The organism is Klebsiella ornithinolytica NBRC 105727 = ATCC 31898 (assembly GCF_001598295.1).
Taxonomy (GTDB): Bacteria; Pseudomonadota; Gammaproteobacteria; order Enterobacterales; family Enterobacteriaceae; genus Klebsiella; species Klebsiella ornithinolytica.
On record NZ_BCYR01000003.1, the window covers coordinates 261,718 to 279,860 of the forward strand.

Annotated in this window: 16 protein-coding genes and 1 riboswitch; of the genes, 6 read left to right on the top strand and 10 right to left on the bottom strand. The window is 57.3% G+C overall.

The window, feature by feature from the left end; genetic code table 11:
- Positions 1-25: 25 nt before the first annotated feature.
- The 6 genes from ROR01S_RS08800 to ROR01S_RS08825 all read right to left on the bottom strand — a co-directional run bounded on the left by ROR01S_RS08800 (position 26) and on the right by ROR01S_RS08825 (position 6,579).
- Positions 26-979: a hypothetical protein gene (locus tag ROR01S_RS08800; protein WP_064359333.1), complete on the bottom strand. Its 954-nt coding sequence runs from the start codon at positions 977-979 to the stop codon at positions 26-28.
- A gap of 213 nt (positions 980-1,192) precedes the next feature.
- Positions 1,193-1,825, bottom strand: a complete 633-nt coding sequence (locus ROR01S_RS08805; protein ID WP_064359334.1) for a class I SAM-dependent DNA methyltransferase — start codon at positions 1,823-1,825, stop codon at positions 1,193-1,195.
- Positions 1,826-1,844: 19 nt separating this feature from the next.
- Positions 1,845-3,086, bottom strand: a complete 1,242-nt coding sequence (locus ROR01S_RS08810; protein ID WP_064359335.1) for a GGDEF domain-containing protein — start codon at positions 3,084-3,086, stop codon at positions 1,845-1,847.
- 228 nt (positions 3,087-3,314) lie between these two features.
- A complete protein-coding gene (locus ROR01S_RS08815; protein ID WP_064359336.1) occupies positions 3,315-4,421 on the bottom strand; it encodes a DUF4056 domain-containing protein in 1,107 nt (368 codons plus the stop codon).
- Positions 4,422-4,474: 53 nt separating this feature from the next.
- On the bottom strand, positions 4,475-5,434 hold the full coding sequence (locus ROR01S_RS08820; protein ID WP_015584341.1) for a putative outer membrane beta-barrel protein: 960 nt from the start codon (positions 5,432-5,434) through the stop codon (positions 4,475-4,477).
- Between the two features lie 17 nt (positions 5,435-5,451).
- Entirely contained in the window at positions 5,452-6,579 is a 1,128-nt protein-coding gene (locus ROR01S_RS08825; protein ID WP_064359337.1) for a BamA/TamA family outer membrane protein, read from the bottom strand.
- A 292-nt stretch (positions 6,580-6,871) separates the two neighbouring features.
- Positions 6,872-6,973, top strand: a riboswitch (TPP riboswitch).
- Positions 6,974-7,039: 66 nt separating this feature from the next.
- On the opposite strand from ROR01S_RS08825, the gene ROR01S_RS08830 reads away from it, so the two are divergent.
- The 6 genes from ROR01S_RS08830 (at position 7,040) to ROR01S_RS08855 (ending at position 13,322) form a co-directional block, all read left to right on the top strand.
- Positions 7,040-7,732 carry a TenA family protein gene (locus tag ROR01S_RS08830; protein WP_004861896.1) on the top strand — a complete coding sequence of 231 codons (693 nt, stop codon included), beginning with the start codon at positions 7,040-7,042 and terminating at the stop codon, positions 7,730-7,732.
- Positions 7,729-8,457, top strand: coding sequence for an ABC transporter ATP-binding protein (locus ROR01S_RS08835; RefSeq protein ID WP_048756848.1), 729 nt, complete (start codon positions 7,729-7,731; stop codon positions 8,455-8,457). The genes ROR01S_RS08830 and ROR01S_RS08835 overlap by 4 nt, the downstream gene beginning before the upstream one ends.
- The gene (locus ROR01S_RS08840; protein ID WP_004861892.1) at positions 8,454-9,194 is read left to right on the top strand and encodes an ABC transporter permease; all 741 of its coding nucleotides are present in this window, start codon (positions 8,454-8,456) and stop codon (positions 9,192-9,194) included. Before ROR01S_RS08835 ends, ROR01S_RS08840 begins: the two co-directional genes overlap by 4 nt.
- 9 nt (positions 9,195-9,203) lie before the next feature.
- Positions 9,204-10,139 (top strand): ABC transporter substrate-binding protein, encoded by a 936-nt coding sequence (locus ROR01S_RS08845; protein ID WP_064359338.1) that lies wholly within the window; start codon positions 9,204-9,206, stop codon positions 10,137-10,139.
- Between the two features lie 306 nt (positions 10,140-10,445).
- Complete coding sequence (locus ROR01S_RS08850; RefSeq protein ID WP_015584344.1) at positions 10,446-11,831, top strand: diaminobutyrate--2-oxoglutarate transaminase; 1,386 nt, start codon at positions 10,446-10,448, stop codon at positions 11,829-11,831.
- Between the two features lie 9 nt (positions 11,832-11,840).
- A complete protein-coding gene (locus tag ROR01S_RS08855; RefSeq protein WP_160873090.1) occupies positions 11,841-13,322 on the top strand; it encodes a pyridoxal phosphate-dependent decarboxylase family protein in 1,482 nt (493 codons plus the stop codon).
- Positions 13,323-13,546: 224 nt separating this feature from the next.
- Here the strand turns inward: ROR01S_RS08855 and ROR01S_RS08860 are convergent, their stop codons facing one another.
- From ROR01S_RS08860 to ROR01S_RS08875, 4 genes are all read right to left on the bottom strand, one after another.
- A complete protein-coding gene (locus ROR01S_RS08860; protein ID WP_064359339.1) occupies positions 13,547-14,737 on the bottom strand; it encodes a cytochrome c biogenesis protein/redoxin in 1,191 nt (396 codons plus the stop codon).
- A gap of 84 nt (positions 14,738-14,821) precedes the next feature.
- Positions 14,822-16,183: an ATP-binding protein gene (locus tag ROR01S_RS08865; protein ID WP_064359340.1), complete on the bottom strand. Its 1,362-nt coding sequence runs from the start codon at positions 16,181-16,183 to the stop codon at positions 14,822-14,824.
- The gene (locus ROR01S_RS08870) at positions 16,180-16,920 is read right to left on the bottom strand and encodes a response regulator (RefSeq protein ID WP_004861874.1); all 741 of its coding nucleotides are present in this window, start codon (positions 16,918-16,920) and stop codon (positions 16,180-16,182) included. The genes ROR01S_RS08865 and ROR01S_RS08870 overlap by 4 nt, the downstream gene beginning before the upstream one ends.
- Before the next feature lie 84 nt (positions 16,921-17,004).
- Positions 17,005-17,997 carry an alpha/beta hydrolase gene (locus ROR01S_RS08875; protein ID WP_064359341.1) on the bottom strand — a complete coding sequence of 331 codons (993 nt, stop codon included), beginning with the start codon at positions 17,995-17,997 and terminating at the stop codon, positions 17,005-17,007.
- Positions 17,998-18,143 lie beyond the last annotated feature (146 nt).

The following is an 18,143-nucleotide window of genomic DNA, read 5'->3' on the forward strand; positions in this document are numbered from 1 at the left end:
CGATGCGCAGTCAGAACAAACGCGACTAAAAACTCATTGCTAAACCGACGCCGTAGCCCCGGGTATTATCCCCGAACATATAGCGGGCGACGAGACGCGTGCGGCTGATGAACACGGGATACTGGCTGCTGTCGAGCTCCAGCCCAACTCCCAGCGAACTAAGACCGTTAAACCCAAGCTGCCCGCGCTGATCGCCCAGATACTCGGTATGCGCGCCTTCCAGCACGTAGCGCACCGGGCTTTTCAACAGCGTCCAGTCGGAAATGGGCGCCCGGCGACGCAGATACAGCCCCAGGTTTTCGGCACTGGACTGTCCGCTGACGGCTTCCGGCGTGCTGCCAAAGGTTTGCAGGCTCATGCCGGAATAGCGCAGTTCAACATCGATATCCTGCTCTTTGGAGAACAGTTCGTAATCCAGCATCAGCGAACCACCGAGCCCGTATGCATTAAGCCGTCCACCGTCAAGAAATTTAAAGTCCGCATCCCGCTTATGCTCAATCAACCGGCTGCCGATCCGCACGTCGCTGGCCATGGTCCCCAGCATAAAGTTAAAAATGGGCCGCAGGACCAGCGTACCGCCCCACTTATCGGTATACAGATTAAAGTCCAAGCCGATGCCGCCGGTCCCGGTCAGGCTGTTCCACTTCGCCGGAATAGTGCGGCTGTCATCGCCGTTGCTCAGGACAAACTGCGGATCGTAGCGGCTGTAGCCCAGCGTTCCCTCTAAATAGATCGGATAACGTTTACTCAGGGTCGCCCCGCCGCCGAACTGGGTAATCGACAACTGATTTTTCTCATTGGTGCCGGAGCCGATATTGAGGTCGCTGGCGGTGACGTCGGGGACGACGGTGTAGCTCATCAGCATCAGCACGGCATCGGCGCGCTGTTTTAAATGGCTACCGTCAAGAGCCAGACAGGCCGGACTGACCAGCAACAGGGCAGCAGACAGAGTGCAGGCACGTGGCAAAGAAACCATCATTTCTTATTTGAAACCTCACCCGGAGATCAAAGGGTTACCCGAAAGCCTGGGCTGACAATGAAATACTGACCTGACGAAAAACAGCGGATCGGTATGATAATTCAGTATAGCGATAGTTTTGCATCCCTCCTGGCGAGCCAACGCGCGGATTGACGTATTTTCTGCCGGCCCCTGGTCGTCCGCGCGCTCAGCCGATCGTTGCAAGGCACAGATTCAGGCGTTTTTTACCGCCAGCCAAACCGTGCGCCCGCCGCAGCACGGGTCGTTGACAACATGCTTCAGTAATTCAAAACCGTGGGTTTCCAGCAGCAGGCGATACGCTTCCGGCGCCAGGCTGGCATGATAGAGTTCGTCCCCCTCAAACCGCCCGATAGCTTCCCCATCGTGGGTCCCGCTGGTGAACATCAGCGGCGCGTGCGGACGGGCATGGGCCGCAAAGCGGGCAAACATCGCGCGCTGGGCGTCACGGGTCAGATGGAAGAAGCTGTCCCACGCCAGCAGCGCGTCAAACTGCTGCCCCAGCGCCAGGGTGCGCATATCTGCCACCATCCACTGTTGTTGCGCAAAGTCCCGGCGGCAGCGGGCAATCATCGTCGGGGAGGCGTCGATGCCGGTCACCCGATATCCCCGGCGGATAAAGTAGGCGGCGACAGGCGTGCCGTTACCGCAGCCAATATCGAGAATATGACCGTCGGGTCTCACCCGCGCAAGAAACGTATCCAGCCAGGGTTGTTCAAACAAGTGGGTTGAACGCAGTTCCGCCCAGCGTCGGGCATGGCGCTCATACAGATCGATGATCTCCTTAGCGCACGGATTATCCGGGGGAGAAGGTTCCGGGGATTGCATACGTTCATACTCCAGGTGTTTAATATTTTTCGACCAGATGAAGTTTTACCTGGTTTCGCCCTTCTTTCTTCGCGGCATACAGCGCTTTATCGACGCGATTAAACAGCTGATCGATCTCTTCACCCTCTTGATGTTCCGCGACGCCGATACTGACCGTCACCGTACCGGCATGCTCGGGGAGATGATAACAGCTGACCGCGTGGCGAATCGCTTCTGCCATCGCCAGCGCCGGTGCGATTGACACGCCGGGGAGAAATAATAAAAATTCTTCCCCTCCCCAGCGATAGATCTTGTCCTGAATTTTGGCAGCGGATTCAAGAATTCGGGAAATCGCCAGCAGCACCTCATCGCCTTTTTGGTGTCCGTAGCTATCATTAATCGCTTTAAAATTATCGACATCCACCAGCAGCAGGCAAAAACCGCCTGAATGAAATAATGAAGAATCAACAATACGATAAAACTCGCGTCGGTTAAGTAATCCGGTTAAAGGATCGTGAGTGGCGGCAAATTCAAGTTCTTCCTTCAGATGCACTTCTTCAGTAATGTCATGAACAATACACAGCATCAACCGTATATGGTTCAGCACCACCGGTCCGGCATAGGTCTGAACGTAGCGGAGAGAACCATCGGACAGAATATGGGTAAAATTAAGCGGCTTGTGGCCGCCGGGTAAGCTTGCCACGCTGCGCATCACGGGAAGCACGTCCCTTCCCAGAGTATTGATTTGCCAGGTATGGCGAGTGCGCATCTCATCGGCCGTATAGTTATAAAACCGCAGCGCGGCGATATTAGCATCAATAATTCGCCCGTCCTGTTCAGGGTCAATCAACAGCATCGGGGCAGAACTGGTCATAAAGAATCGCGAAAAGAAACTATTGCTGCGCCGTTTGTAAGGGTGCGCGGGGAGCGCCTTAAACGAGTCATTTTGCTGCAGGATCTTTGCCGCTTCAAAAAGAATTAATGTGTCATATTCTGCGGATTTAATCAGGGTGGTTTTACAATAAACCGGACTCAGACCTTCCGGGGTTTGAATCGTCCACACTTCGAATACTTCAGCAATATTTTTGAAGTAGTACAGATAATTCTGCAGGCTGCGTTCCGGGCAGCTGGAGAGCGTACCTTTGCGCATTTCATCCAGCGACATCGCTCCGCTGAGGGTTCTGGAAGCCTGATTACAATAGACGACTGCTTCTTTAAAAGGATGAACCACCCAAACAGGGGTGCTTAATAAATCAAAAATCATTAACTCTTTTAATAACATGCAGCCCTCCAGCGAACAGGCACCACGCTTCTGAACGACGCGCTCATCGCCAATATGGCCCAACGGCGTAGGCTAATAAGCTAATGAAATGACGTCGAAAGTTCAGACACGAGATGGAGACGCCGGAAGTATAGTTCCTTTTTGATTATGGAAAGTGTACCGGGAAAGCAAAACGGCGCTGCCGCTGACAGAAGCCGGGCATTCTCCCCGGCGCTCGCCGTTCCTGAGTTATTTCTCGATACGCTCAAGCTGGGTTTGATCCGCCCGTTCGGCGCGATCGGCCAGTCCCTGGAACTGCCCGGGGGTATAGAAGGTCTCCGGCACCGGCAGCATCTGCATGTCCTGCCCCGGATGAATTTGCAACTGACCAAGTTCTGCGAGCGAAAAGCCGTCCACCGTCTGCGGCAGAGTTAACCGCCAGGGCGTCGTCCTCTCGAACGGGACCGGCGTCGGAAGCCGATCGTCGCTCATATCGTAATTGCGTTTGAGCACCAGAAATTTATCCGGAACCCGACGCTGGCTGTTCCACCAGTCGCCATCCAGCTTGCGAAACATACTTTCCGTTTCACTACGCGGAGCCACCATCAGCTTCACCAACACCTTTTTCAGCGCGACGTCCATCGCCCGGTTATAGTCGTCAACCGAACCGGCATGGCCGTGCAAAATGACGCTGATGGCCAGCCGCGCGCCCAGCAGATTCGAATAGAGATCTTCCGGGGAAAAGGCGGAGATTTCCTCCGAAAAACCGGGAACTGACTGGAAACCATTCCACTGCGCAATTTCATGCCATTGCGCAAGTTCATAGGCCAGACGGCCTGCGAGCCAGGCGGCAATCTCATAGCGTCGGGACAGGGAAGCCGGCGGCATAAAAGCATTGAGCTGGATCCGTCTGACGCCCAGCTCCTCGCTGTAGAAAATGCGCCCCGCCTGTCCAAGATTCGGGTAAATGCGGGAGAAGAGATAAAAAGTGTTATCCGCCGTATCGCGCACGTGGGCGATATCGATAAACCCGCCGCGACGGGTATAGATCAGCCCGTTTTCCTCTTCACTCAGCCCGACAAGATTTTTTACCGCCCCCAGCGCGCTGTCGTTGTAACGATGCTTACCCAACGTATCGAGCGTCAGGACATTACCAATTTGATAGACCGGGAGCGGCACCCCAATCGCTCTGACATGCAGATCATAGCCAAAAGCACAGCACGGACGCAGCGATTCCGGCGGCGCCAGCTGGCTGACCACCGGTTTGACCCGGGGAGTGGGAACGACCGGTAATACCGGATCCTTCGCGCACACCGAGAACGCGGCCGCCAGCAAAAATAACAAGCCATTACGCATTAACATCGTCTCCAGGACATAAAACGGACGCTCGCAGGCGGCATTTTGCGAGGTTAAAAACGGTATTCTCCGGCAACAAAGAAGCTATTACGTTCGTTAAAACCAAACTCGGTTAAGACGTTAAAGTTCTGCGTAATTTCATATTGCGCGCCCACCAGCATGTTCCACGGAGAAGAGAGCCGCTGCTTCACGTCAAACTTGCCCTGATCGTCTTTATTAACCGCAGCAATAAGCGGCTGGAGTTCCGGCGGCATATGCAGATCGGAGAGATTGCCTTTGAACTCCTGCTGTACGTTCTGGTACATACTGCCCACCCAGATACTTAAGTTTGACGGGCCGGCGATACCTTGCAAATTAAAGCGATAGCCAATGCGCGGCGACACGGTGGTGGCCGAGATTTTACCGTCAAGAATATCGAAGTCGGTCCGGGTATAGTTGGTATCGATCAGGCCGAACCAGTTGCCATAGCCGCCGGCGAGGGTAAACCCGGTTCCCCAGGTGGTGCCTTTAAAATCGAGCGCAAAATCAATATCCTGCAGCTGTCCGTTTTCATGGAGCCGATGCACGGATCCGGCAATAATCCGGTCGATCCCGGTATATTTTGAGGGATCGGCGTCAACGGAGACTTTTGATAACGACGATCCGCTGGTATGCCCGGCGATGCCGTAGATATTTAAGAAAGGAAACACCCACATATCCAGACGCAGGTTCTCGGTCTTGCTCTTTTGTCGCGTGTGTCCGGCATCGATAGCGAACATATCGCTCGGTATCGGGTGGTTCCCGAGCTTCAGTCCGGAAAAAGAGATACTGTCGACCAGGATATCCTGGCGAATGTTCATATAGCTTAAATTGACCCCGAAAGGCAGCGGAATGGAGTATCCACGCGCCCTTGCCTCATCACCCCAAATCGGAAAATAGCTGTCGTTACTGCTGCCGGAACTGTCGGTCGTGCTGGCCCCCCAGGCGGTGCCCGACGTTAACAACAACGTAAGTACGGTTTTAGTCCATCTCATTTTTTTCTCATCTGACCTTAAAGTCCGGAACCTACATTAAAATAAAGCGCCTGTTCATGTTCGCTGAAGGCAATATCAATCCCCGTATGTAATCCATACTGGCGCGCTATCAGGTAGCGAAACCCTGTCCCCCACGCCACTTCGGTTTGCTCCCACAATGAATGGGCCTCGTCAGCGGCGCTGCCGATACCGACGAACCCTTGCAGGATCCAGCGCGGCTGAAATTCCCAGGCAAGCTGGGTCTGCGCCGTACTGACATAATCCCCCTGATAGCGGTAACGATAAATCCCGCGTAATTCGATATAAGGGCGCGCCATTGGCGTCAGGCGCTTATCATGGTGGGTCAACGACTGATAGTTGCCAGCCACGGCGAGCGTCAGCGTGCGACTGAGCGGGATATAGTATTTCCCATCGACAGAGAACTGATCGTAATGATAGTCGCCACCTAACAATGAACGGAAAAATCGATATTCGCTTTGTACCGATAACCCCTTCTCAGGATAGAAAAAATTATCCGTAGTGTCATATTCCGCCACCACGCCCAGCGCCGATGATGCACTCTCCTGACCCAGCACCTGCTGCCATACCCGATTAACGACCGGGTTATCGGCGGAAACGTCGGTTTTCGCATACACCTGAGAGGCCCCGACAAATACCGGCGTGTCGCCTACGCGAAACAGCAGTTTTTGCAGACCTCCATAGCCGCGGGTCTGCGAATGGATAGCGGTATTTTTGTTAAAACTGGTCAATCCGTCGGAATAGATATCCAGTTTAATATTGGCGTAGCCCAGCAGCAGCAGATAGCGGATACGGTCATTATTCCAGGTATGCCGGTGGCCGCCGCCGATAAACCAGGTCCCGTTCTGCGTTCCGCCGCCGCCAAAAGCGGTGATCGGCGGCGGAATAAAATGATCGCCATCCCGCGTCCCTTTACCGTGCAAAAAGAGACCAAACAGCCCCCCGCCGTAGCCCACCGCCGGCTCGGTTATCACCATAGGCACCGGAAGAAACCCGTACTGGTTATCCTGGAGATAGCGGCTCATATCCAGCATGCCATCTTCGGGATCGAACAGATCGGCGCCAACGGCGGGAAGGGAAAGTGGCACGATGAGCGCCAGCAATAAGGTCGGTAGCGAAAACTTCATGCACTCTCCGGCGCCGTGATGGGTTCTGAATGCCCATGTGGCTGAAGAATAATGGGTTTCATGGTAATGAAAATATATCCTATGGTGCCATGAACTACCAATTTTCGGCCGGCGGTTTTTTTTAATTCTGGACAAATTAGCCAGTTAAAAACGCATAGAAAGCCAATGGTCTACGGCGAAAATATGCTGGCGCTGAGTTTTTAGCCATCATGGTAAGTGACGGTGTCACATATTCAGATACCAATTCGCCCGCGGCCGGGATTGTAATCAAAAAGTGAATGCCGTATAACATGGCGCAACCGAGGGGTGTCCCGTGAGGGCTGAGATGGCGTAAGCCGAACCCTTTGAACCTGATCTGGGTCATGCCAGCGAAGGGACGGGTCGGCAATTTTGCCAGTTTACCGCCATTGCCTGTTCATACTTCCGCACACCCGGATCTCCCCCGTAATCAGGAGGTCCTGTGATTCTGCCGATCTTTACCCAGGGTATTTATGGTCGTCTGCGCCAGCAGGCGGGAGGCGACTGGGAACAGTACGTTGCCCATCCTTTTCTCCGCCAGCTTGCCGACGGTACCTTGCCCGAACGCGCCTTCCGACGCTATCTGACTCAGGACTACCTGTTCCTGATCCACTTTGCCCGTAGCTATGCCCTGCTGGTCAGCAAACTGCGCACGCTCCCGGAGATGCGCGCCGCGGCCGCCTCAATGAACGCGATTCTTGGCGAACTGCCGCTGCACGTCGGCTATTGCGCGGGCTGGGGGCTGGACGAAGCGACAATGGCCGCCGAAAGCGAAGCGCCGGAGACGGTAAACTACACCCGCTACGTGCTGGATATCGGTCATTCCGGCGATGCGCTCGATCTGCTGGTGGCGCTGATGCCCTGCGTGGCTGGCTATGCGGAAATCGGCCTCGGACTGCTCCACAATCCGGCCACCCGGCTCACCGACAACCCCTATGCCTCCTGGATCCGTAACTACGGCGATGCGGGCTATCTCGACGGTGTCACGGCGGCTATCGGCCTGCTGGAGCGCGTCTGGCAGCAGCGCGGCGCCGAATCGCGCATCGCAGAGCTGGGTGCCATCTTCACCACCGCCACCCGTCTGGAAGCCAACTTCTGGCAGATGGGACTGAATGCCGCGGCGGTCGCTCAGTGACGGCTCCGACTATCGCGGTGCGGGAATTAAGTCTGCGCTTCGGCTCACGGGTCATTTTTGACAAGTTGTCGTTTGATATTCCCGCTGGACAGTGGATTTCGCTGCTAGGCGCCAGCGGTGCCGGAAAAACCAGCCTGCTGCGAATTATCGCCGGACTGGCCGCCCCCACTCACGGTCAGGTTCAGGCCAGCGACGGTCGCCCGCTGGCCCCTCGTCTGGCCTGGATGGGGCAAAAGGACCTGCTCTATCCGTGGCTAAGCGTGCGCGACAATGTAGCGCTTGGCGCCCGCCTGCGCGGAGAGCGCGTCGATCGGCAGCGGGTTGCGACGTTATTAGAGCAGGTGGGACTCAGCCACTGCGCCGACGATCGTCCGGCGTCGCTCTCCGGCGGCATGCGTCAGCGGGCGGCGCTGGCGCGCACGCTGTATGAAGATCGGCCGATCGTGTTAATGGATGAGCCTTTTTCGGCGCTGGACACCCTTACCCGCACGCGTATCCAGACGCTGGCAGCGGAACTGCTGACTCAGCGTACGGTGGTGTTGATTACCCACGATCCGATGGAAGCCTGCCGGCTCAGCCATCGCCTGCTGGTGCTCTCGCCGCCGCCCGGCGGCATTGATGACTCCCATCATCTGACGGGGAAACCGCCGCGGGCGCCGGACGATCCGGCGCTGCTGAGGGGACAAGCCGCGCTACTGCAACAGTTGATGAGGGCCAACGGATGAGAGGGAAACTTTTCCGCGGCGGCGTGGTGTTCTGCGGCCTGCTGGTGTTTTGGTGGCTGCTCAGTAACAGCGGCATTCCGGCGTTCCTGCTGCCGTCGCCATCGGCGGTGGCCGCCGCCCTGTGGAACAACCGCAGCTGGCTGAGCTGGCACACGCTGGTTACTTTGAGCGAGATCCTCAGCGGCCTGACTCTCGGGGTACTGCTCGGCGTGGTGTTGGCCCTGTGCATGATGATCTCGCCGCGCCTACAGCGCTGGCTGATGCCGCTGGTGCTGACCAGTCAGGCGATTCCGGTTTTCGCCCTCGCTCCGCTGCTGGTGCTGTGGTTTGGCTTCGGGATGAGCGCCAAAGTGATGATGGCGGTTCTGGTGATTTTCTTCCCCGTGACGTCGGCATTTTTTGACGGCCTGCGGCGGGTCAATCACGACTACCTCGATCTGGCGCGTACGATGGGCGCCTCGTCAGGGGCGCAGCTGCGACATGTTCGCCTGATGGCCGCCCTGCCGGCGCTGGGTTCCGGCCTGCGCATGGCCGCGGCCGTAGCGCCAATCGGCGCGATCATCGGCGAATGGGTCGGTTCTGCCGAAGGACTGGGCTATGTGATGCTCAATGCTAATGCGCGCATGCAAACCGATGTCTGCTTTGCGGCGCTGTTTATTTTAGTGCTGCTGACCATTCTGCTATGGCTGGCAGTGGATGCTCTATTACACCGGCTGATCAACTGGACACCGGAATAAGGAATAATCATGCATAAACCCGTTTTCACCGCCATCACATTAACCGCGCTTATCAGCGGACAGGCGATGGCCAACGAGAAGCTGACCCTGGTGCTGGACTGGTATATTAACCCGGACCATGCGCCGATTATGGTGGCGGAACAGATTGGCGCCTTTAAAGCGCAGGGCCTGGACGTGAAGATTGTCCCGCCGTCTGACCCGGCCCTGCCGCCGCGTCTGGTGGCCGCCGGCCAGGCGGATCTGGCTATCACCTATCAGCCGCAGGTGCACTTTTTCGCCGATGAGGGGCTGCCGCTGGTGCGGGTCGGTACGTTGATTAACTCGCCGTTGAACACGATCATCGCTCTGGATAAGCGCATCAAAACCCCCGCGGATCTGAAAGGGAAAAAAGTCGGCTATTCGGTTAGCGGTATCGAGCAGGCTACGCTGGCGACTATGGCGCAACATGACCATATCGATCCGCAAAGCATCAAGCTGATTAACGTCAATTTCCAGTTGACCAGCGCCCTGCTGGCCGGCCAGGTTGATGCGGTGATTGGCGGCTATCGTAATATTGAAGCGCTGGAGCTCAAGCTGCAGGGTAAAGATCCGCAGGTGATGAATGTCGAAGATTTCGGCGTTCCGGCCTACGACGAGCTGGTGATTGTCGCCAACCGCGATGAAATTCATGCGGCCAAAATCAAAAAGTTCCTCGTCGCGCTGCAGGAGGGAGTGGCCTATCTGCGCGCGCATCCGCAGGAAACCTGGCAGGCTTTTGCCGCCGCTCATCCGGAGCTGAATACCGAGCTGAACCAGCAGGCCTGGCAGCAGACGGTACCCCTGTTTGCCGACCATCCCGCGGCGCTGGATAAGGCCCGCTACGAAGCTTATGAACAGTTTTTATATAACAACAAGTTGGTTAAAAAAATCACACCTTTAACTCATTATGCGGTCGAACTGGATTGAGTAACCATACGGCTGACGGAAGAATTTCCGTCAGCTACTTTAGCGAAGCGGTAATAAAACCCGGCGCTTTCCCTCACTAAGAATTACACTTTTAATGGTTTTATAACACTTTAAATAAATCATATAAATCAAAGTATTACCATTGATTTTCGTTGTGTAAAAATAACGTAAAAATACCTCAATAAATAAAACATTGAATGACGATTTAAAAAGCCATATATTGTGCGCGCTTTATGAATGGCGATTCATTTTCTAAAACCAATTATTCAACCAGTGTTCAACCGTAACGCTGGTTGTGGGAGTGATATGATGACGGATAAAGTCCGTATTGATACTTTAAGTGCAGATTTATTGGACGCTAACAACGAAACCTTTTTGGCCCGTCAGGCTGAATTCGAATCGAACGTCAGGAGTTACCCGCGCAAGCTGCCGCTGGCTATCGCAAAAGCGGAAGGCGTGTGGTTAACCGATGCGGATAACAAACAGTACCTGGATTGCCTTGCCGGTGCTGGTACCCTCGCTCTTGGTCACAACCACCCTGATGTGCTGCAAAGCATCCAAAGTGTCATTACCAGCGGCTTGCCGTTACATACGCTCGATCTGACTACCCCGTTAAAAGATCGCTTCTCCGAATACCTGCTCTCATTACTGCCGGGAGAAGGTAAAGAATACTGCCTGCAGTTCACCGGCCCGTCCGGCGCTGACGCCGTAGAAGCGGCCCTGAAGCTGGCGAAAAAATACACCGGCCGTTCTTCGGTGATTAGCTTCTCCGGCGGCTACCACGGTATGACCCACGGCGCGCTGTCGGTAACCGGCAACCTGTCACCGAAAGAAGCCGTCAACGGCATGATGCCAGAAGTGCAGTTTATGCCGTATCCGCATCAGTACCGCTGCCCGCTGGGTATCGGTGGCGAAGCGGGCGTGAAAGCGCTGACCTACTACTTCGAAAACCTGATCAACGACGTGGAAAGCGGCGTGCGTAAACCGGCGGCGGTCATTCTCGAAGCCGTTCAGGGCGAAGGCGGCGTGAACCCGGCTCCGGTTGAGTGGCTGCAGCGCATCCGCAAAGTGACTCAGGAACACGGCATTCTGCTGATCATCGACGAAGTTCAGGCTGGCTTTGCCCGTACCGGTAAGCTGTTTGCCTTCGAACACGCCGGCATTGAGCCGGACATCATCGTGATGTCGAAAGCCGTCGGCGGCGGTCTGCCGCTGGCCGTTCTGGGTATCAAGAAGCAGTTTGACGCCTGGGAACCGGGCCACCATACCGGCACCTTCCGTGGCAACCAGCTGGCGATGGCCACCGGGCTGACCACCCTGCGTCACCTGAAAGACAACGACATTGCCGGCAAAGTGGCCGCGCAGGGCGAATGGCTGAAAGGCAAACTGGCCGATATGCAGAAGCGTTTCCCGGTCATGGGTCACATTCGCGGTCTGGGTCTGATGATCGGTATTGAGATCGTGAACCCGAATGGCGAGCAGGATCATATGGGCTGCTACCCGGCTGACGGCGCGCTGTCCGCCCTGTTGCAGAAGAAATGTTTCGAAGCGGGCCTGATCCTCGAGCGCGGTGGCCGTGGCGGCTGCGTACTGCGTCTGCTGCCGTCGCTGCTGATCAGCAACGCCGAGCTGGAAATTTTCCTCGACAAATTTGAACAGGCCATGCTGGCCGCCGGTGTCAAACCGGTCTGAGTGGAGCGAGTGACCGCAATGTCCAAATTGAATCCGATTCTTGCTGGTTCGCCGCAAAGTATTGAGGCTTATCAGCAGGCGATCGCCCAGACCAGCCAGGCCGTCGCGCAATGGTTGCAGCAGCCTGAGATGTATCAAGGTAAAAGCGTCGCCGAACTGCGTGAGCGCATTACCCTTGAGTTCACCGAGCAGGGTCTGGGTAACCAGGCGGCGATTGAACGTGCGATCGAGTACTTCCTGAAAGACAGCCTGTCGGTACATCACCCGCAGTGCGTGGCGCATCTGCACTGTCCGAGCCTGGTCGTTAGCCAGGCGGCGGAAGTACTGATTAACGCGACCAACCAGAGCATGGACTCCTGGGACCAAAGCCCGTCGGCGACCATCATTGAGATGAAGCTGATCGAATGGCTGCGTGCTCAGGTCGGTTACCCGGCCGGCGACGCCGGCGTCTTCACCAGCGGCGGCACCCAAAGCAACCTGATGGGGCTGATGCTGGCGCGCGACGCCTTCTTCGCTCGTCAGGGGCACTCTATCCAGCAGGACGGTCTGCCGGGTGACGTGCGTCAGTATAAAGTGCTGTGCTCTGAAAATGCCCACTTCTCGGTGCAGAAGAACATGGCGCTGATGGGCCTCGGCTACCGCGCCGTGACGCTGGTGAAAACCGACGAATTCGCGCGGATGGACGTCGCTGATCTGAAAGCGAAAATCGCCGAAGCGCAGGCTAACGGCGAGCAGATCATGGCGATCGTCGCCACCGCCGGCACAACCGACGCAGGCGCTATCGACCCGCTGCGTGCTATCGCCGGCGTGGCGGCAGAACATCAGATCTGGCTGCACGTGGATGCGGCATGGGGCGGTGCACTGCTGCTCTCCGAGCAGTACCGCGACTATCTGGACGGCATTGAGTGCGTGGACTCCATTACCCTGGACTTCCACAAGCAGTTCTTCCAGACCATCAGCTGCGGCGCGTTCCTGTTAAAAGACGCGCGCCACTACGAGCTGATGCGCTACCAGGCGGCCTATCTGAACTCCGAGTTCGATGAAGAACACGGCGTGCCGAATCTGGTCTCCAAATCGCTGCAGACCACCCGTCGCTTCGATGCGCTGAAGCTGTGGATGGGGCTGGAAGCGCTGGGCCAGAAACAGTACGCGGCGATCATCGATCACGGCGTGACCATGGCGAAAAAGGTGGCGGAATACGTTAAATCTCAGCCGACGCTGGAACTGGTCATGCAGCCGCAGCTGGCGAGCGTGCTGTTCCGCTCTCGTCCGGCGCAGATGGCCGGCAGCGATGATGCCGCTATCGCCCTGCTCAACCAACGCGTTGGGGATGCGCTGCTCGACTCCGGTCGTGCAAACGTCGGCGTGACCGAGCACAACGGCATGACCTGCCTGAAGCTGACGCTGCTGAACCCGATCGTGACGCTTGAAGACGTGAAGGTGCTGCTGAATCTGGTGGAACGCACCGCGCAGGAATTGCTGGCGAAGTAATATCCTTGAGCGGGACGGTGGTTGACTGCCGCCCCACTCAACAATCCTCGCCATGAGACTTGTTGGTAAAAGCCGATAACTTAGCTTATCGGCTTTTTTATTTCTGTCTGCGGAGCAGGAATAAGTGACACCGTCACGATTTGAGTGCTGAGCGGGCCACTGATAACCTGTCAACGTCTGCCACTGGCCGCTTCAGCGCAACGCCAGCGGGACTATTACCCCACTCAGGCTTTCGCCTCTTGTAACAACTGCTGGATCATTTTCTCCTGCTGCACGTAGTCCCCTTCGCCAAAAGCGGTGTAGCGCAGCTTCCCCCTGGCATCAAACAGATAATGTGCCGGCCAATACTGGTTGCCAAAGGCGTTCCAGATAGCGTAACCGTTGTCCGCGACGATCGGATACGGCAGCTGCCATTTTGCCACCGCGTCACGCAGCGCCGGCAACGAGCGTTCCCACGGGTATTCCGGCGTATGCACCCCCACGACCAGCAGCCCGGCGGCGCGATATTTGTTCACCCACGCGCGTACATACGGCAAGGTGTGCTGGCAGTTAATACAACCCCGGGTCCAGAAATCGATCAGAACCACCTTCCCCTGCAGGTCGGCCGGGCGCAGCGGCTGGCTGTTGATCCATGCGCTACCGCCGAGCAGCGCGGGTATATCGCTGGTTGGTTGTGGCGCGACAACCGGTTGTAGTACCGTTGTCTGCGCCCGCTGCGGCAAGCTGGCGCTCAGACGTTGCTCCAGCGACTGCGTCAGACCATTTGCGCCTTGCAGGTAGCGGTCCGCTCCGCTGGCAATCAATGTCACCGAGGCGAGGATCGCCCCTCCCGCCAGCTGACGCAGCCGCTGGCTAAAGGCCAGCCCGCGATGCAGACGCGCCACCAGCTTTGAGCCCAACCACCACAGCAGCGCCAGCATCAGGGCGCAACCGCTGCCGTAGGCGGCCAGCAGCAGGCCCGTGGTCACCGACTGGCCATTAAGAAACGCAAAGCTAAGGATTGCCCCCAGTACCGGCCCGGCGCAGGGCGCCCACAGCAGCCCGATGGCCAGCCCCGCCAGCAGCGCCGAGAATCCGCCGGCATGGCGATAGCTGCGATCGTTGATACGGTTGCCCAGCGCCACCAGCGGTGAAGCAAGCCGTTGGGCGACACGTTGCGAGAGCAGGCTCAGCCCCACCAGCGCCAGAAAAATCAGCGCCAGCCAGCGCCCGGCCAGGGTCAGACTGACGATGCCGCTGCTGGCCAGCGTCACCAGTAGCGACATCCCGGTAAACATCAGCACCATCCCGCCAAGCAGGAGCAGCAGATGGCTGCGTTTACCGCGAAGGTTAGCAAAGATGAGTGGGATCACCGGTAAAGTACACGGACTCAGCAGCGTCAACATACCGCCGAAAAAAGCGATCGGAAGAGACATCATATTCACCTCGTTATCAACATGCGGCCGGTCATGGCCGCAGGCGTATTACATCAGGCGAATGTCGTTATAAAGTGTCTGAATTTACGGGTTTTTGTCTGTTAAGTTGTCTGTCTCAGCGCGAGATACAGACGGATACAAAACGGCGGAGTCGAGACGAATAATCGCCTCTAATCCCCCTTCCGGGCGGTTCCCCAGGCGAAGCGTTCCCGGCATCTGGCTGGTCAGCTGCGCGGCGATCGCCAGGCCGAGCCCGGTGCCGCCGGTTTCACGGTTGCGCGAATTTTCCAGGCGAAAGAATGGTTGCAGCACCTCCTCCAGGCTCGCTTCCGGGATCCCCGGACCGTTATCCATCACCTGAATGATGGGGTCGCCATTCATTGCATAGCTCAACCGAATATCGACCCGCTCAGCGAACTTTAAGCCATTATCGATCAGATTGGTCATGATTCGGCGCAGCGCCTGAGGCTGTGTCAGCACGACGCGCCCCTCTTCGGCGGGGATAAAGGCAACCGCTCTGCCGACATCGGCATAATCCAGGGCGATGCTGTCCAGAAACGCGTTCAGATCGAGGCGTTGGCGCTTCTCTTCCAGCGGCTGCGCCGAGCGGGCAAAAGCAATCCCTTCCCTGACCAGACGACTCATATTGTCGAGGTCCTGCAGGAGTTTATCGCGCAGTTCCGGCGCGTCGGTCATTTCCAGTCGCAGCTTCATGCGCGTAATCGGCGTCTGGAGATCGTGGGAAATTGCCGCGAGGATCCGCGCGCGTTCCTGTAGATGGTCGCGAATGCGCGTCTGCATCGCGTTGAACGCCCGGGCGGCGTGCTGTACTTCCACCGGCCCCTGTTCCGCCATCATGCCTGGCGCGCTGTTCGCCGGTTGCAGGGCGTCAATCGCGCGGGTAAAGCGCGTCATCGGACGCACAACCTGGCGCACGGCATACCAGGCGCACGCCAGCAGCAGCAGGAACTGGACGATCAGCACCGCCGGGAGCCAGCGGGCAATCGCCGGCAGCCGCGGCCATAAATCAATGCTCAGCGGCGCTCCGTCATGCAGGGTGATATGTGCCTGAATATGTTCACGCGGACCGGGCACCGCAATAATGCTGACCGGATAGCTGCCGCTCAGCGCTTCCTGCAGAGAACGCACCGCATCGCGGGAACGCCAGCTGTCAGGATAGTGTCCGCTGACGCCGGCGGACAACCGGTAGCGATAGTTGCCACGCGCCAGCCGCTCCAGCCACTGCGGACGCTCGGCGGCGGGAAGTCGGTCAAGGATCGCCACGCTGGTTGCCACGTCGTACTCCAGGTTTCCCAGCATCACGCTGCGGGCACTGCTCATCCGCTCATACAGCAGCAGCGAAAGGGTCAGGGCATTAGCCAGCAGTAAGGTGAAGAAAATCATCAGCATCAGCCGTGACCGCAGAGAAGCGGGCCACAGCCTCATTCGCGGACCTCGCGAATGGCAACCGGGACCGCGAGGACATACCCTTCGCTACGCACGGTTTTGATGTAGGCCGGTTCGCGGGCATCTTCCCGCAGCCGCTGGCGTAAGCGGCTCACCAGCAGATCGATGGAGCGCTCAAACAGCTCGGCATCGCGTCCCTGGGTCAGGTTCAGCAGCTGGTCGCGGTTGAGCACCCGCTGGGGATGGTCGAGAAAGACCCGCAGCAGTCGATATTCTGCCCCGCTCAGCGCGACGATAGTGCCGTCATTATCCAGCAGATGACGCGCGGAGGTATCCAGTTGCCAGTCGCCAAACGCAATCAGTCTGCCGGCTTCGGTAATTTGCAGATTGGGTGGCAGCGCGCGCGTGCGCCGCAGGATCGCTTTAATCCGCGCCAGCAGCTCCCGGGCGACGAAGGGTTTGACCAGGTAGTCATCGGCGCCCATTTCCAGACCCAGAATACGGTCGCTGTCGTCGGTGCGGGCGGTTAACATCAGAACCGGGATATTTTGCTGACCGTGGCTACGCAGCTGGCGACAGAGGATCAGGCCATCATCGCCGGGAAGCATAATATCGAGGACAATCAGATCCACATGATGACCCTGCAGCACTGACCACATCGCTTTACCATTTGCAGCACCCGTGGCGCGGTATCCCGACTTATTCAGATAATCGGTCACCAGTTCACGAATATCGCGGTCGTCATCGACAACCAGAATATGGTCAATATGTTCCACCGCAGGCTCCGTCGTGAATGAATGCAACTCAACAAGAATATGCGCTGTTGCCGGAAGCGCAACTCGCCGCCTCCGGCGCACGCGCTACAGACGGTCGGCATCGACCACCGCTTTAACAAAGTCGGCGGGATCTTCCTGCGGTAGATTGTGACCGATGTTGCCGGTTAAGGTCCGGTGCTCATATTTGCCGCTAAATTTCGCCCGATAGCTCTCCGGCGTCGGGTGCGGCGCACCGTTGTTGTCGCCCTCAAGCGTAATGGTCGGGACGGCAATCGTCGGCAGCAGCGCCAGTTTCTGTTCATAGGCGGCATATTTCTGTTCGCCTTTATCGATGCCCAGCCGCCAGCGATAGTTACTGATGGTCACGGCAACATGGTCCGGGTTTGTCAGCGCTTTGGCGCTTTGCGCAAATTCGGCTTCGCTGAAGGCCCAGCCCGGCGAGGCCTGATGCCAGATCAGCTGCGCAAAATCGCGCGTATTCTGCCGATAGCCCGCCTCGCCGCGCGCGGTGGCGAAATAAAACTGATACCACCAGGAGAGTTCCGCCTGCGGCGGCAGCGGCCTGGCGCCGATTTGCTGGCTGCCAATCAGATACCCGCTCACCGAAACCAGCGATTTAACCCGCTCCGGCCACAGCGCCGCCATGATATCGGCGGTACGCGCCCCCCAGTCAAAACCGGCCACATCGGCCTGTTTTATCTGCAAGGCGTCCATCAGGTGAATAATATCTGCCGCCATCGCCGACGGCTGTCCGTTGCGCGGCGTCTTCGCAGAGAGAAAACGGGTGGTACCATATCCACGCAGATACGGCACGATAACGCGGAACCCTTTTTGCGCTAACGCGGGTGCCACTTTCTCATAGCTATGAATATCATACGGCCAGCCGTGCAGCAGGATAACCGGCTGACCGTCGCGCGGACCGATATCGACATAGCCGATATTCAGATCGCCGGCCTGAATCTGTTGAACATGATCGAATGCACCGGCATCGTCCGCCGCACAAACGCTGGCTGACCACAGAGCCGACAGCGCCAGCATCAGCGCACTACCGTTACGGACCCGAGATAAACTGTTCATAAAGCCACCTGTTAACTGAAAGAGAAGAGCGTACCCAGACAGTTAACCCGCGTTTTGTATACGGCATATGCGCAGAATGGCGGGGTTTTGTATCGCGATGTATTGCTCCCCCGGCAGATACATTGTGATACAGACGGAAGGCGCGC